The organism is Pandoraea sp. PE-S2R-1 (assembly GCF_002179865.1).
GTDB lineage: Bacteria > Pseudomonadota > Gammaproteobacteria > Burkholderiales > Burkholderiaceae > Pandoraea.
The window spans coordinates 113,515-131,275 of the sequence record NZ_NGUR01000009.1 but is presented as its reverse complement, the minus strand read 5'-3'; the positions used below and the strand labels follow the sequence as shown (position 1 = coordinate 131,275).

The 17,761-nt window shown below is 66.3% G+C and carries 2 protein-coding genes (1 of these 2 cut by a window edge); both read left to right on the top strand.

Annotated elements, in window-relative coordinates; genetic code table 11:
• Positions 1-14,511, top strand: the 3' portion of a protein-coding gene (locus tag CDV44_RS07745; protein ID WP_087687511.1) for a non-ribosomal peptide synthetase. It extends 13,695 nt beyond the left edge of the window; only the last 14,511 of its 28,206 coding nucleotides appear in the window; its start codon lies off the left edge, out of view; its stop codon occupies positions 14,509-14,511.
• On the top strand, positions 14,504-17,761 hold the full coding sequence (locus CDV44_RS07740) for an amino acid adenylation domain-containing protein (protein WP_170935897.1): 3,258 nt from the start codon (positions 14,504-14,506) through the stop codon (positions 17,759-17,761). Before CDV44_RS07745 ends, CDV44_RS07740 begins: the two co-directional genes overlap by 8 nt.

Genomic DNA, 17,761 nt, shown 5'->3' with positions numbered 1-17,761 from the left:
GCGCAGGCGCTGCGGCGCACGCGTGAAAGCGCGGCGCTGGCCCCCGTCACGCTCATCAACACGTATGGTCCGACCGAGGCCACGATTACGGCCACGGTCTTCGATGCCGATGAGATCGGCGCCGCTGCGCTGCCGGCGCTGTCGGCCTTCGTACCGATCGGGCGGGCCTTGCCGGGACGCAGCTTATATGCCGTGTCGCCCGATCTGTCGCTGGTGCCGCACGGTGCGCCGGGCGAACTGCTGATCGGCGGTGAACTGCTCGCCCGCGGTTATCTGAACCGTCCGGGGCTCAGCGCCGAGCGGTTCGTACCGGATGGGTTCGGGGGCACGGGTGGGCGTCTGTACCGCACAGGCGATCTGGTGCGCTGGCGTGACGACGGCTCGCTCGACTACCTCGGCCGCATCGATCACCAGATCAAACTGCGCGGCTACCGGATCGAACCCGGTGAAATCGAGGCGGCATTGACGGCACAGGCCGGCGTGCGCGAAGCCGCCGTCGTGGTTCGTACGGAAGGGGCACGAGCCCGTCTGATCGCCTACGTTGGCCGTGACACCGCGCAGCCGGTCGACGGTGCACAACTTCGCGAGGCATTGGCGAACCGGCTGCCCGAGTACATGGTCCCCGAAACGGTCGTGGTGCTCGATGCATTGCCGCTCACCCCGGGTGGCAAGGTAGATCGCGTCGCGCTGCCGGACCCCGGCTCGGCCTCAGCGGCATTCGAAGCGCCGCAAGGCGAGGCCGAACGCGTGTTGGCCGAGCTGTGGCAGACCGTGCTGACCGTGCCGCAAGTGGGACGTCACGACAACTTTTTCGCCCTCGGAGGCGATTCGATCCTGAGCCTTCAAGTCGTCGCGCGTGCCCGTCAGGCGGGGCTGACGGTGTCGCCGAAGCAATTGTTCACCGCGCCGACGCTCGCCGCACTCGCTGCCGTTGCCACGCAGGCCGGGACGGCCGGTGCGGTGCGTGCGCCGACCGACGACACGCCCGGTGACGTGCCGCTGCTGCCGATTCAGCAGGCGTTCTTCGCCACGGGCATGCGTAACGTCAACCACTGGCATCAGGCGTTGCTGCTGACACCTGCCGAGCCGCTCGACGTCGAAGCGCTGCGGCAGTCTTTCGTGAGTGTCGTTGCGCATCATGCAGCCCTGCGGATGAGATTCGTGCCGGATACGGCTGCGGCAGGCGGATGGCGTCAGTCGTTCACCCCCTTCAACCGCGAATCCGCCGAAGGCATGCTGTGGACGCGGGTTGCGGCAAATACCCATGACGTCGAAGTCATTGGGAATGAGGCGCATGTCAGCATTCATCTGACCGACGGCCCGGTGCTGCGTGCGGTACTGATCGCCATGCCGGATGCCAGCCAGCGTCTCCTGCTCACGGCACACCATCTGGTGGTCGACGGCGTGTCGTGGCGCATTCTGCTGGGCGATCTACGCATAGCGTATGACGCGTGGCGCGCAGGACGGGCGCCTGCGCTCGCCGCAACGGGCACTAGCTATCGCACGTGGGCGGAGCACCTTGTTGCTGGTGCGTCGCGCAGCGCACAGCGTGACGAGCTGCCGTACTGGTCGGGCATTCGCGGCGCGACGCACCTGCCTGTTGTCGATGCTGACGCACCGTCGCTGGCCGGTGATCTGACGCGTGTCGAGCGTCGTTTCAATCGCGACATTACGCATCAGCTTCTGCAAGACACCGGTGTCGCCTATCGCACGCAAACCGGCGAGCTGCTGCTCGTCGCCGTCGCCCGCGCATTGCAGGCGTGGGCCGATGCCCCGGACTACGTTTTGGCGCTGGAAGGCCATGGCCGCGAACCGTGGAGCGACGACGTCGATCTGTCGCGCACCGTGGGTTGGTACACCAGCCTTTATCCGTTTGCGGTGCAGGCGCAGGGCGATCTCCGGGACGCGATCCTTCGTACCAAATCGGCCCTGCGTGCCGTGCCGCAACGCGGTCTTGGCTTCGGCGTCATGCGCTGGCTCGGTGACGACGCGACCCGGGAAGCGCTTGCCGCTGTGCCTGTACCGGCGGTCGTCTTCAACTACCTCGGGCGCTTTGACGGTGCGTTGGGGCAAGACTGGCAACCGGCCGGGGAAGCCCTCGGACAGACCGTCGCCAGCGACACGCCGCTCACACATGACCTCAGCATCGATGCCAAGGTCGTGGGGGGAGAACTGAACGTGGCGCTGTCGTTCAGCGCCCGACGTCTCAAGCCGCAGGACGTGGAGGCATTGGCCGCCGCGATCGACACCGAGTTGTCCGCCATCCTCGCGCATTGCCTCGACGAGACTGCCGCTGGCGTGACGTCAGGCGACTTCCCGCTGGCGGCGTTGGACGATGCAGCCCTCGCGACGTTGCCGCTGGCATGGCGCGACGTCGACGATCTTTATCCGCTGGCGCCGATGCAGGCAGGGTTGTTGTTCCACGCCATGGTCGACGGGCAGGGCGGTGCGTATCTGAACCAGATGCGTGTCGATATCGACGGGCTCGACCCTGCACGTTTCGAAGCGGCGTGGCAGACGGTTTGCGCACGCCATCCGATGCTGCGCACCGGCTTTGTCACGACGGGCAGCAAGTTGCTGCAATGGGTGGCCCGCCAAGCCCCGGTGCCGTTCCTGCATCTGGACTGGCGGAAGCAGAATGCGGCGCCGTCTGACGCGATAGCTGCGCTCGACGCCCTCGCATTGGCACAACGCGAGTCACCGTTTGATCTGGCGGTGCCGCCGCTGCAACGCGTTGCGCTCGTTCGAACGGGGGTGTCGAAATATCACCTGATCTGGACTTGTCACCATCTGCTGCTCGATGGCTGGAGTACGTCTCGCCTGATCGGCGATGTCATGCGGCACTATCACGGCGAGCCGGGCAGTGGGATCAATGCGACCCCGACGGTGACGTTCCGCGACTATGTCGAATGGCTGGTGGCACAAAGCGCCAGTACCTCGGGTAGCGCAACGGCGTTCTGGCGGGAGACGCTGGGCGTGCTGGACGAACCGACACGTCTCGCGCCTCGCGAGTTGCCGGTTGCCGCCTCCCGTGACGACTTTGCGACGGAAATCACTGAACTCGATGCCGCCACGGTCAGCCAACTGAATCGCTTCGCCGCGCGTGAGCGCGTCACCGTCAACACCCTCGCACAAGGGGCTTGGGCGCTGATGCTGCATCAAGCCACCGGCCATGCGCACGTGGCATTCGGCACGACGGTCGCCGGTCGTCCGGCATCGCTGCCGGGGGCCGATACCATCGTCGGTCTGTTCATCAACACCGTGCCGGTGGTCAGCCACCGCCCGGAACGCGATACGGCAGGCGACTGGCTGCGTGACTTGCAGTCGCGCCGGGCACAGGCGGGCGATTTCGAGCACACGCCGTTGCACGACATTCAACGCGCTGCCCCGGTGACGGGCGCGCTGTTCGACACGCTCTTCGTCTTCGAGAACTTCCCGGTGGACGGCGCACTGGCCCAAGCCGCGTCGCATGGCTTGACGCTTTCGGGCGCCAGCACTGACGAGTCCACCCATTACCCGCTGGCCGTTACGGTCGTGCCGGGCGAGCAATGGCGCATTCGCTGGAGCTACCGGACGCAGGCGTTCTCGCCTGCCGAAGTCTCGGCGCTGTCATCGCGCTTCGCCGAGACGCTCCGTGCGTTGTCGGGCGACGGCTCACTTGCCGCCGCCGATGCGTTGCGGATGACGTCGGAGGCCGCCCTACGCGTCGCCACATTGGGCGCGCCACGGCCGCTGCCTGCGCATGACGCACGATGCCTGCACGAGCGGATCGCCGCGCAGGCGTTGCAATCACCGAACGCAACGGCCTTGCGCGACGGCGACACGATCGTCACTTACGGTGAACTCGACGCGCAGGCGAATCGGCTGGCACATCGCTTGCTGGCACGCGGTATCGGTCACGAAGCACGCGTCGGTATCGGCATGACGCGTTCGCCGCAGATGATCGTGGCGATGCTTGCCACCCTCAAGGCGGGCGCCGCCTATGTGCCGGTCGATCCGGCGTATCCGGCGGAGCGGTTGTCGTACCTGATGGCCGATTCGGGCATGCGCTGTTTGCTGACGCGTTCAGTGGATCGCGATTTGCTGCCAGTGCCGGAAGGGCTGGCAGTCGTCGATGTCGCGGACGAAACATTCCTTGGCTGCGAATGGCCGTCCGACGCGCCTGCGGTTGCGGTCGATCCGCATCAGCTCGCGTATGTGATTTACACCTCGGGGTCAACTGGCAAGCCGAAGGGCGCGCAACTCACGCACGCCAACGTCATGCGGCTGCTCGACCAGACGCAGGCGCGCTTCGGATTCAGCGAGCGTGATGTCTGGACGCTGTTCCATTCGTTCGCCTTCGACTTCTCGGTGTGGGAAATCTTCGGTGCGCTTTGCTACGGCGGCACGCTGGTCATCGTGCCGCATGCCGTGTCGCGTGCCCCCGCCGAATTCGCCGCCCTGTTGCGCGACGAAGGCGTGACGGTGCTGAACCAGACGCCGTCGGCGTTTCGCCAGTTGTTGCAGATGCCGTCGATGTACGAACCCGGGCTTCATCTGCGCACGATCATCTTCGGCGGCGAAGCGTTGGAAGTCCGCGCGCTCGCGCCGTGGTTCGCTCACTACGGCGGCCATGGTCCGGCGCTGGTCAATATGTATGGCATCACCGAAACCACCGTCCATGTCACCGCCCGCGAGCTGACGCCGCAGGACGTAGATGCCGAACGCAGCCCGGTGGGGCGCCCGATCGGCGATCTCGGTCTGTACGTGCTTGACGCTTGGGGCGAACTCGCGCCCGTGAACGTGCCCGGTGAACTCCACGTGAGCGGAGCCGGGCTGGCGCGCGGCTATCTGGGACGTGCCGGACTCACGGCGGAGCGGTTTGTACCGAACCTGTTTGCCAATGATGGCGGCCGTCTGTACCGGACCGGCGACTTGGCCAGTTGGACCGACACGGGCGAACTCGTCTACCTCGGCCGCATCGATCAGCAGGTCAAGATTCGCGGGTATCGCATCGAACTCGGCGAGATCGAGGCGCAGCTGCTCAAGGTGCCGGGTATCACGAACGCGGCGGTCATTGCGACCGGCGGCGGGGCCGATGCACGCCTGCTCGCCTATGTCTGCGGTGCCGATACGCTCAACGCCGCTTCAGTACGGGCCGCGCTATCGCAACATCTGCCCGACTACATGGTGCCCGCCAGTGTGAGCGTGCTGGCCGCGCTGCCGCTGACCGCCAATGGCAAGCTCGATCGTGCCGCACTGCCTGCACCCGAGGCGCAGCACGTCGCCGGTCCGGCACCGGAAGGCGAGACGCAGCTTGCGCTGGCGGCCATCTGGTCCGATTTGCTCGGTGTGGCTGTGGTCAGCCGCAACGACAACTTCTTCGACCTCGGTGGCGACTCGATTCTGGTGCTCAAGGTGGCTGCCCGCGCCGCACAGGCCGGAATTGCGCTCACCGCCCGGCAATGTTTCGAAGCACCGACGCTGGCCGCACTCGCTGCCGCGGCTGACGTCGCCCTCGATCTGCCGGTCGACGAGGCCGCCGCTTCGCCGATTGTTCGCCTGACGGATCGCACGCAACTGCCGCTCTCGCACGCGCAGCAGCGTCTTTGGTTCCTGTGGCAATTGCAGCCGCAAAGTACGGCGTATCACGTTGGCGGGGCTCTGCTCATGCGCGGCGCTTTCGATGCCGCCGCGGCGCGCGACGCGTTCGGCTGGCTCGTGCAGCGACACGAAGCGCTGCGCACGACGTTTGCCATGTCCGAGCGCGGTGAGGCGACACAGGTCGTGCACGACGCGCTGCCTTGCGCGTTCGAGCACCGCTCAGGGGACGAAGCCAGCGCCCGCGCGTTCGCCGCCACATGGATGGCTGCGCCGTTCGATCTCGTGAACGGGCCGCTGCTTCGCGTTGGCGTGGTGAGCATGGCGGACGACGCGCATGTGCTCGTCGTGGGCATGCACCACATCGTGTCCGACGGCTGGTCGATGGACATCTTGCTGAGTGAATTCGTCGACGCCTATCGTGCCGCGTTGGCGGGCGATGCTCCCAAGGCACCGGACCGGGCACCGCTGCCCGTGCAGTACGCCGACTATGCCGTCTGGCAGCGCGAATGGCTTGACGCCGGCGCGCGCGATGCCCAACTGACGTGGTGGCGCGACGCGCTGGACGGCGCGCCGGGCAACGTGCAACCGGTGCTGGATCTGCCGACGGACCGTGCCCGCCAGTCGCTCGGCGACTATCACGCGGCGCGCGTGACGGTTGAACTTCCGACGAGCGTGGCATCCGGCGTCCGTACGTTGGCGCGTCGCTTCGGCACCACGCCTTATGTCGTGTTGCTCGCGGCGTTCCACGCCTTGCTTCATCGGCATACGGGGCAGGACGACATTCGTGTCGGCGTACCCGTCGCCAATCGCGAGCGTGCCGAAGTTGCCGGTGTCATCGGACTGTTCGTCAACACACAGGTACTGCGCGCACAACTGGATTCGCGTGTGACAGCGGCCGCGCTGATCGGGCAGGTCAATGAACGGGCGCGACAGGCGCGTCTGCATCAGGACCTGCCGTTCGATGCGCTGGTCGATGCCCTTCAGCCGGAGCGCAGCCTGTCGCATACGCCGCTGTTCCAAGTGATGTTCAACCATGAGCGCGATGACCAACGTGCGCTGGCGCAATTGCCCGGCGTTCGCGTGGAGCCGTTCTCGCTCGGTATGGGCGAAGCGCAGTTTGAACTGTCGTTGACGACGAGCGAGTCGCCGGAGGGGGCGATCCGCGCCGATCTCGACTATGTGCGGGAGTTGTTCGACGCCGAGACTGCGGCGCAGTTTGCTGCGCAATACGTACGCCTGTTGTCCGGATTCGCCGAGGCACCGGATCGGGCGATCGGCGATATCGCCCTGCACGACGCACAAGGGCTGGACACCTTGCGGGCGTGGGGGCGTAACGACGACGGCCCGGCGCACGCGTCACCGGTGCACGAGACGATTGCCCGTCAGGCGGCGGCAACGCCCGACGCCATCGCCGTGATCTTGGACGACACCCGGCTCACCTATGGCGAGCTGGAGTTGCGTGCCAACCGCCTTGCCCAGTACCTGCTCGGCGTGCGCTCCGCAACCGGGGAGGCGCGGGTCGGCATCGCGATGCGACGCTCGCTCGACCTCGTTGTGGCAGTGCTGGCCGTGTTCAAGGCTGGGGCGGCTTACGTGCCGCTCGACCCGGATTACCCCCAGTCGCGGCTCGCCGATATCGTGACGGACAGCGGACTGGCCGCCATTCTGGCCCATGCTGACGTGCTCGACCGGCTGCCGGCGGACGTGGCATTGCCGGTGCTCTGTGTCGATACGCTGGCGCTCGATCAGGGCGACCACGTTGATGTGTCCGCGCCGGACATCCGCGTCCACCCGGCGCAGTTGGCCTACGTGATCCACACATCGGGGTCTACCGGCAAACCGAAGGGCGTCGCGATTTCGCATGGCGTGCTCGCCCGTCATGTCGACGTTTCAGCCCGCTTCGCAGGCATCACTGCCGCCGATCGCGTGCTTCAGTTCTCGACCATCAACTTCGATCCTTTCGTGGAGCAACTGTTGCCGTCGCTCTGCCTCGGCGGCACGGTGGTTCTGCGCGGTCCGGCGGTGTGGAGCGCAGCGGAGTTCCGTGAGCAGGTCGAACAGCACGGCATCACGGTGGCTGACCTGCCGACGGCGTACTGGCAGATGATCACGCGCGAACTGGGCGATAGCGAAGCCTTCGCCGGTCTGCGCGAAGTGCATGCCATGGGTGAAGCGATGCCGTTGGAGACGTTGCGGCAATGGCGCGCCAGCCGTGCCTTCGGCGGCGTGCGGTTGTTGAACACCTACGGGCCGACCGAAGCCGCGGTCACGGCAACGCTGTTTGATGCGTCAGCTGCCGATGTCGACGCGCTGCCCGCACTGGTGCCAATTGGTGTGCCGCTGGGTCAACGCGCGCTGTATGTGGTCGACGCCGACTTCCAGTTGGTGCCGGCGGGCGCTATTGGCGAACTGCTGGTCGGTGGCGACTTGCTCGCACGCGGCTATCTGAATCGCGCGGACCTGACGGCCGACCGCTTCGTGCCCGATCCGTTCGGCACCAGCGGCGGGCGCTTGTACCGCACCGGCGACCGGGTGCGCTGGCGAGCTGGTGGCCAACTGGAATACCTCGGCCGGACCGATCACCAGATCAAGATTCGCGGCTTCCGCATCGAACCGGGCGAGATTGAAACGGCATTGCTCGCACAACCCGGCGTCGGTCAGGCGGTGGTGCTGGCGCGGGACGTCGATGGCGCGGCGCGTCTCGTGGGATATGTCACGCTCGCCAGCGAGCACGCGGGCAGTGCGCCGGATGCGGCGGCGTTGCGACTCGCCCTCGGCGCAGTGCTGCCGGACTACATGGTGCCGTCCACCTTGATGGTGCTCGACGCACTGCCGCAGTTGCCGAACGGCAAGCTTGATCGCCATGCGTTGCCGGTGCCGACATTCGCGAAGCCAACGTTCGAAGCACCGCAAACGGTGCTTGAGCAGTCGCTGGCCGATCTCTGGCAGGAAGTGCTGTCAGAGGGCCGTCGCGACACGTCCAGCGGGGTGCGCGTAGGCCGTCACGACAATTTCTTCGCGCTCGGCGGCGACTCCATCCAGATTCTGAAGATCGTGGCACGGGCCGCCAACCGTGGGATCGCGCTTTCCCCACGCCAGATGTTCGAATCGCAGACGGTCGCAGCACTTGCCACTTCGGTGGTGTCGGCGCAGGGGCAACAGACCGGGAGCGCAAGCCACACTTCGGCGTCGTCGATCCTGCCGCTCTCGGATCGGTCGCACCTGCCGGCTTCGCACGCCCAACGGCGCATGTGGGTGCTCTGGCATCTCGATCCGCAAAGCAGCGCGTATCACATTGCCGACAGCGTGCGGGTGCGTGGCAAGCTCGACACCGACGCGCTTCAGGCGACATTCGATGCCATCGTGGCGCGACATGAGAGCTTGCGGACGACGTTCTCGCAGGACGCCGATGGCGACGTGCGCCAGATCGTCCACGCGGCGGCAACGGTAGCCATCGTGCGCGGCACGCATGCCCCGGCACAAGCCCGGTCATGGGCGGCCGCATTCATGGCGCAGCCGTTCGATCTCACACTGGGGCCGCTATTGCGTGTCGGGATCGTCTCGCTCGGGACGGACGATCACCTGCTGGTGGTGGCGATGCATCACATCGTCTCGGATGGCTGGTCAGTCGACGTCATCCTCGATGAGTTCGCCATCGGTTACCGGGCAGCGCTTTGCGGCGAGTCGCCTGAATGGCGCGCGTTGCCGGTGCAGTACGCCGACTATGCGTCGTGGCAGCGCACCGTGTTGAACGACGCTGAGAAGAAACGTCAACTGACCTACTGGCGGGAGGCGCTCGACGACGGTGCGCAGACGCTGGCGTTGCCTACGGACCGCCCGCGTCAGGCCCTCGGACGCTATCGCGCCGCGCGGTTCCCGGTCACGTTGTCGCCGGCGCTGGCGGCACAACTCGGCGCGTTGGCCCGTCAGTACGAAACGACGGTGTTCACGGTGCTGCTCACCGCATTTCAGACGGTGCTGCATCGCCATACCGGGCAGCAGACGATCCGCGTCGGTGTGCCGGTCGCAAACCGCGAGCGTGCAGAAGTGCAGGGCCTCATCGGTCTGTTCATCAACACGCAGGTGCTCGGCGCGAAGATCGCACCGCGCATGACGCTTGACGCGTTGCTGCATCAGACGCGCGAGCGCGTGAACGGCGCGCAGCAGCATCGCGAGTTGCCGTTCGATGTCCTCGTTGAAGCCATGCAGCCCGAGCGCAGCCTCGTGCATTCGCCGCTCTTCCAGGTGATGTTCAATTTCGAGCAGGAAGACCGCCGCGTGCTGTCGTCGCTGCCGGGGCTGACGACCGAGCGTTTTGATGCGGTCGACCAAGCGGCCCAGTTCGATCTGACGCTGAACCTGCGCAGTTCGCCGGGCGGTGTCATCGACGGCAGCTTCCAATACGCCCGGGAATTGTTTGACGAGACCACGGTGGCGCGCCTCATGACGCATTACGTGGCCGTGCTGACGGCGTTTGCGGCATCGGCCGAGACGGCAGTCGGCGATATCGCGCTCGCCGGCAAGGCGGAAGTCGAACGACTGCGGGCGTGGGGTCAGGGCGAAAGCACGGCCGAGGGCAGACCGGTCGCCGTACACGTCGCGATTGCCGCGCAGGCGGCCCGCACGCCATTGGCCGTCGCGCTCGTGCTGGACGACGACAGCCTGACCTATGCCGAACTGGACGCTCGCGCCTGCCGCCTTGCGCGTCATCTGAGCAGCGCGGGCGTGACCCCCGATACCTGTGTCGGTATCGCCATGACGCGTTCGCTCGACATGGTGGTTGCCATGCTGGCGATCCTCAAGGCGGGCGCCGCTTACGTGCCGCTGGACCCGGATTATCCGTTGGCGCGTCTGACCTACATGATCGAAGACAGCGGTATCCGGGTGCTCGTGAGCGACGCCGCCGTCATCCGCAAGTTGCCCGCACTGACGCAAGTAGCGGGTGTGAACACGCTCGATGTCGACTCGCTGGATCTGCACTCCGACGCGAGCGCAACCACAGCACCGGCGATCCCGCTATTGCCGCAGCGACTGGCGTACGTGATCTATACGTCAGGGTCGACGGGACAGCCGAAGGGCGTGGGTATTGCGCATGAGGCGCTCGCCGGGCATATCGACGCGACCATTGGCTATGCTCGTCTGACGCCGTCGGACCGCGTCCTTCAGTTCTCGACCGTCAACTTCGACGGCTTCGTCGAGCAGCTTTTCCCGCCGCTCTGTCTGGGCGCGACCGTTGTCATGCGTGGCCCCGACTTGTGGGCCACCGACGAGTTCGTGGCTCGCGTGGCACGTCACGGTCTGACTGTGGCGCACTTGCCAACGGCCTATTGGCACGTGCTCACGCAGGATCTGGCCAACAGCAAGACGTCGCTGGCTCCGCTTCGGGAGTTCCACGCGGGTGGCGAGGCAATGTCGGCACAAGGCTGGCGGCGCACGCAAGCGAGTACCGCGCTGGTGCCGGTGACGTTGATCAACACTTACGGGCCGACCGAAGCGACGATTACTGCGACGGTATATGACGCCACGTCGGTGACTGATGCCACGGCCGCGACGTTCCCCGGCACGGTGCCGATCGGGCGGCCGTTGCCCGGACGCCGCGTGCAGGTGGTCGATCCCGGCATGACCGCGGTGCCGCAAGGCGCTGTGGGCGAACTGGTCATCGGCGGCGATCTGTTGGCGCGTGGCTATCTTGGCCGCCCGGCGCTGACGGCGGAGCGCTTTGTGCCGGACCCCGAGCGCAGCGATGGCGGCCGCTGCTACCGCACGGGTGATCTCGTGCGTTGGCGCACCGACGGACAACTCGACTATCTCGGCCGTATCGATCAACAGGTCAAGATTCGTGGCCTGCGTATCGAACTGGGCGAAGTGGAAGCCGCGCTGCTGGCGCTCGCCGGTGTGCGGGAAGCCGTGGCGTCTGCCGTGCAAGCCACGTCCGGTGAGGGCAACCGGCTGGTCGCATGGGTGGCGGCAGAGGGGGGCGCTTCACTGGAAACACCGGTATTGCGTTCGGCACTGGCCCGAACCCTGCCGGCGTACATGGTGCCGGAAGCCATCGTGGTACTCGACGCGTTGCCCATGACACCCGGCGGCAAGGTGGATCGTCGCGCATTGGTGATGCCACAGGGCGATGCGTCGCACTCTGCCACCACGGCAGCGATCCCGAGTGGAGAGACTGAAACCGCGCTCGCCGCGCTGTGGCAGTCGCTGCTCGATGTGCCGTTCGTCGGCCGCGACGACAACTTCTTCGCGCTCGGCGGGCACTCGTTGACGGCGCTGCAACTCGTTTCACGTGTGAAGTCGGGACTGGGCCGCCAGCTGTCGTTACGCGATGTCTTTGCTGCCCCCACGCTCAGCGCGCTGGCGCAGCAGCTCGAATTGGCGCCGCACGTTGCGGTTGACGGGCCGGCGCTGGTCCGTGTGCCGCGCGCAGAACGCATGCCGCTCTCACCGACGCAATACCGCCTGTGGCTGGCCGGCAAGCTGGCCGGCCCAGAGGACGCTGCGTCGTACACGCTGGCGACCGCCATGCGGGTCACGGGCAATTTCGACGTGGACACCGCCCGGGCGGCGATGGCAGCGCTCGTCGCACGACATGAAGTGCTTCGCACGTGCTATCCGGATGACGACGGCGTGCCGTATGCGCGCATCGCACCGATGGGTAAGGCAGATATCGAGGTTGTCGATCTGGAAGGGGATTCGGCAGACGCGAAGGAAGCCGCCATCGCTGACGCCATGGCCACCCAGTCGCAACATCGGTTCGTTCTTGCTTCCGGACCCCTTGCCCGCATTCGGGTGCTGCGACTGTCGCCGAACGAACACGTCGTGCTGTTCGCCGTGCATCACATCATCGCGGACGGTTGGGCTATGAGTGTGCTCGTCGGCGAGTTCGCGACGGCCTATGCCGCCATTCGCAGCGGCGAGGTGCCTGAGTTCACATCGATGCCGGTGCAATACGTGGACTACGCCGACTGGCAACACAAGGCGCTCGATGGTGTGTCCGGCGAAGCGCTACGCGGCTACTGGCGCGATGCCTTGCAAGGTGCGCCCGCTGCGTTGCGTCTGGACACGGATCACCCGCGTGCGGTGGCGACATCGACCGCAGGCGCGGGTGTGCCGTTCGTCCTCCCGCAATCGCTCAACGCACCGCTGCGGGCATTTGCCCAACGTCACGGCACGACGCCGTCGACCGTGCTGCTCGCCAGCTATCAGGCGTTCCTGCACCGGCTGACCGGCATGGACGATCTCGTCGTGGGCGTGGATTCGGCTGGCCGCAACGATGCAGCGCTCGAACCCATGCTCGGGTTCTTCGTGAACGTGCTGCCGGTGCGCTCACGTCTGGATACCGGTGAGCCGTCGTTCGGCGCACTCACGGGCAGAACGCACGACGCAATGCTCGGCGCCATCGCCAACGAGGCGCTGCCGTTCGAGCGCATCGTCGAGGCGTCCGGCGTGGCCCGTGTGTCAGAGCGGAGTCCGCTCGTCCAAACCCTCTTTGTCATGCAGAACACGCCACGCGGCGCGCTCGCCATTGACGGTCTGCACATCGACCCGATCGGGCAAGCGACCACGTCGTCGAAATTCGACATGGCGTTGTTCCTGAATGAAACCCCGCTCGGCTTTGCCGGCGAATGGGTGTACGCGACCGATCTGTTCGTGCACGCCAGCATCGAACGCTTTGTCGCCACCTGGCTCAAGCTTCTGGAGACCTATCTCATGGAACCCGATACCCCGATGCCCCCGATGACCCCGCCGCCGGCGCAGGACGCCGCACGTACGCGTGACGCCGCGCGCGCCGCAAAGCTCGAAAAGCTCGGCGCATTGGGCGGTGGACGCAAGCTCGCCCGTCCGGCGGCGGATGCCGCTCCCGGAAATGCCGGCACGCCGGACTATCAGGTCCGCATCACGCCGATGCAGGCAGGCACGGGCTTTCCGGCCCTCATCGAACCGCTGCACGCAGACCTCGACCCGTTCGTATGGGCGGCACGGCATCGCGAGCAGATCGATATCTGGCTGGCACGCCACGGCGGTCTGCTGCTGCGCGGCTTCGTCATCGAAGGACCGCGCCAGTTCGAGCGCTTCGTGGAAGCCATCGTGCCCGAACTTTACGGCGACTACGGTGATCTGCCGAAGAAGGAAGAGGGGGACCGGACGTATCGGTCGACGCCGTACCCCGAGAAGGAAATGATCCTCTTCCATAACGAAAGCTCGCACCTTGAGCAATGGCCGCGCAAGCAGTGGTTCTATTGTGAGTTGCCCTCGCAGGTGGGCGGTGCGACACCGATCGTCGACGGCCGCGAGATGCTGCGCCGGTTGCCGCCTGACGTTGTGGATCGCTTCGCGCGGCTTGGGCTGTGCTACGTGCGCACGTTCATCGAAGGGCTGGACGTGCCGTGGCGCCAGTTCTTCCATACCGACAGCCGGGAAGACGTCGAAGCCCGCTGCCGCGCCGTCGGCACACAGGTGCGCTGGTTTGGCGACACATTGCAGACGGTCTCGCGCGGCCCGGGTGTGCTGCGGCATCCGGTCACCGGCGAACTTGCGTTCTTCAATCAGGTGCAACTGCATCATCCGTACTTCCTCGCGCCGGACGTGCGTCAGCATCTGATGGACATTGCCGGTGAAGACCGCTTGCCGCGCAACGTCCTGTACGGCGATGGCACGCCCATCGACGACGAGACGATGGCGCTGATCGGCAACGCCTACGAGGCATGCGCGTTCCGCTTCGACTGGCAGCGGGGTGACGTCGTCATGCTCGACAACCTGCTGGTCGCCCACGCCCGCGACCCCTATCAGGAGCCCCGCAAGATCGTGGTCGCGATGGCGCAGATGATGTCGCGCGACAGCGTTCCCGCGACGAACGTGGATGACGACGCGGCGAGTCCCGTCAATCCGCCGATCCCGATGCCGCAGGGTGACGACCATGCATGAATCGACCCCAACACCGCAAGCCATGACCAATAACGGATTCGGACTGACGCCGGAACAACGCGCACGGGTTGCGCTTGGTATGGAGACGGCTTGCGTGGCCGTCGTCGTGGAGCCCGACGCCGCGCTCGGACCGGAGGCGGTGCGTGCCGCTTGGGCCGCGCTGCCGGCGCGGCACGAGATGCTGACGATGGCCACCGGTCAGGTCGAGGGCTTTCGTGGTGTACGTCATTTGTCGGAGGCACCTCCCAAGGGGCTGCCGTGGATTCAGATTCACGCGTCGGGCCACTCGGCAGACGCCGTTGCGCTGGCGATGGCGTCAGGGCCAATGCCGGCGCAAGCCGCATCGCAGCAGGCCAATGCCTGCGCCATCTGGCTCACGTGTGATAGCGGCACGCGGCTCATCCTGATGGCGCGCGCATGGATGTTCGACGAAGCCAGTCTCGTCGTGCTCGCGCAGGCATTGCTTGCCGATGCGCAAAATTCGCAAGGGCACGGGGTAACGGACGACGACGCGCCGTTGCGCTACGAAGACTTCGCGTCATGGCGAGACAGTCTCGTCGAGGGCGAGGATGGGCTTGACGGACAAGCCTACTGGCGCCGCTATCTGGATGACGGCGGCACGCCACATGACGGCCTTCGACTGCCGTCTCGTCAGTCTCGTCAGTCTCGTCATCAGGCAGCAGCGCCAGTGGCACCGGCACAAGACGCGCCATTACATGCTGCACGGCGCACCGTAGGGCCAGAGATCGGACAAGCGTTGGTGGCAATCGCCCAAGCACGTGGCACGGCCCCCGGCCTGTTGTTGCAGGCAGCATGGTGGGCGCTGCTCGCGCGCATCGGCGGCCAGACGGCGGTGGACGGCACGGTCTGCCACGATTGCCGCACCGACTACGGACCGCTCGCGGGCTCGATCGGTGTCTTCGAGCGTCGGTTGCCGGTACGCGTGCGGCTTGACGACACGTTTTCGCTCGTGGACGCCGCTTGCCACCTCAACGAGACCATCGAGGAACATCGTCATCGGCAGGAGTCGGTGCCGGTGGGCATTACCCGCCACGGGCTCGCCTCGTTCCGCACGCTGGTGTGGGATTCCGCTATCGTGCCAGCGCGCCTGGTTGGCCTGCACGCGCCGCTCGGCAAGGCGGAATGCCATCTCGATCTGGTGACGGACGCGCGAGGCGCGCTCACGCAATTCGCGCTGACCGGCGATGCGGAGGCTTATCCCGCCGAGGCCATCGAGGTGCTGGCAGACCAGTATCTGACGATGCTTGCGTCGCTGGCCGCACAAACGTCCCGAGCCGATGCGCCGTGGCGGCAACTCGACGTCACGTCGAGCGTTCAGCGATCACGCTATATGAGTTGGACAGGGCCGGAACTGACCGTGCCCGACGAGACGGTGATTCACACGCTGCTGCGGCACGCGCAGGAAACGCCCGGCGCCAATGCCATCGAAGGCGAGGGCAAGCGCCTTACATGGTCCGAACTCGCGAGCGAAGTATTGACCGTGTCGGCCAATCTTCAAGCACGCGGCGTGCGTACGAGCGACACGGTGGCGCTCGCCATGCCGCGCACAGTGGATATGGTGATTGCCTTGCTGGCGACGATGCGGGCAGGCGCCGCCTATGTGCCGCTCGATCCCTCATGGCCGGCTGCCCGTATCCACGCGGTGCTGTCGCAGGCCAAGCCTGTGCTGGCGATCGCGGCACCGCCGTTCGAGCCTGAGGCGGAAGGCGCACCCGTGCCCGTCGTGTCGTTCTCGACGCTGGCGCTGCCAATGACAGGTAACGCCACGTTGCCTGCCCCTCGCGCGGCAGATTGCGCCTACGTGATCTTCACTTCGGGATCCACCGGCGTGCCGAAGGGCGTGCCGATCGGGCATCGTCAACTGGCGAACTACGCTCATGCAATCGCCGACCGGTTGTCGCTCGGCCCCGGTCATCGCGTCGCCCTGAGCTCGACGGTGGCGGCCGATCTCGGTAATACGGCACTGTTCGGCGCCATCGCGGCCGGGGCGTGTCTGGTCGTCGCCAGCGATGCCGATATGGCGGACGGCGCCGCCTTCGCTCGATTCATCGGCCGCACCGAGGTCGATCTCGTCAAGATCACGCCGTCTCATCTCGACGCGCTGGTGCAGATCGCCTCGCCCGTGTTGCCCGCCACCGTCGTGCTCGGCGGTGAAGCGGCGCCGCAGCCGTTGGTTCGAACACTGCGGCAAATCCGGGCAGACGTACGCGTCGTCAATCACTACGGACCGACGGAGACCACGGTCGGCGTGCTGACCCACGATTGCGCTGTTGAATCGTCTATCGGTCTGGACAGCGCCACGCTGCCTTTGACCCAGCCGCTCGCGAACTGCTATGCACGCGTGCTTGACGATGACCTGTCGATCACCCCGGTCGGCGCACGCGGGATGCTCTATCTCGGGGGCGCGCAGTTGACGGATGGCTACCTCGGTCGCGACGCACGGGAAGGGTTCGTGGACGACCCGTTCAAACCTGGGGCGCGACTCTACCGCACCGGCGACGTCGCCCGATGGTTGCCGCAAGGCGGGATTCAATGGCTTGGCCGCGCCGACGAACAGGTCAAGATCCGCGGCCACCGCGTTGAGCCGGCGGAAATCGAAACCGCATGTCGCGACATTCCGGGCATCGCGCAAGTCGCCGTGCGCACGTGGGGCAGCGGCGCACAGACGCTACTCGCGGCCTACGTGGTGGCGCCCGGGGTAACCGATGCGCCGAAACTCGTCGGCGAAGCGCTGGCCAATCGACTGCCCGGCGCATGGGTGCCAGCGTTTGTCGTGGCGCTGGCGACGATGCCGCGTCTGGCTAACGGGAAGGTCGATCGGCAGGCCTTGCCTGACCCGAGAGTTGCGGAACAAGGAGGCGGGGGTGCGGCTGTCGACGAACCACCACAAACACCGCTTGAAGTCTGGCTGGCCAAGCGGCTCGAAGACTTGCTGGGACGCGCCCCCATCGGCGTGACACGCAGCCTGTTTGCGCTGGGCGGCGATTCGCTGACCGTCATCCGCTTTGTCGCCCGTATCGGCGAAGGGCTGCATATCGAGGTGCTGCCCGGGCAGGTCTTCGCCACGCCAACGATTCGCGCTCTGGCAGACGCCCTCTATGCACGTCAGGACGGTGGCGATGGACTCGTTCGCCGCGCACAGGCCCGGCTGGCGTTCGATGCGTTGCCGCCCGAAGCCCAGGCGGCATGGCTGGCGCGTGCCCGTCAGGCAAGTAGCGCGGCGACCTGA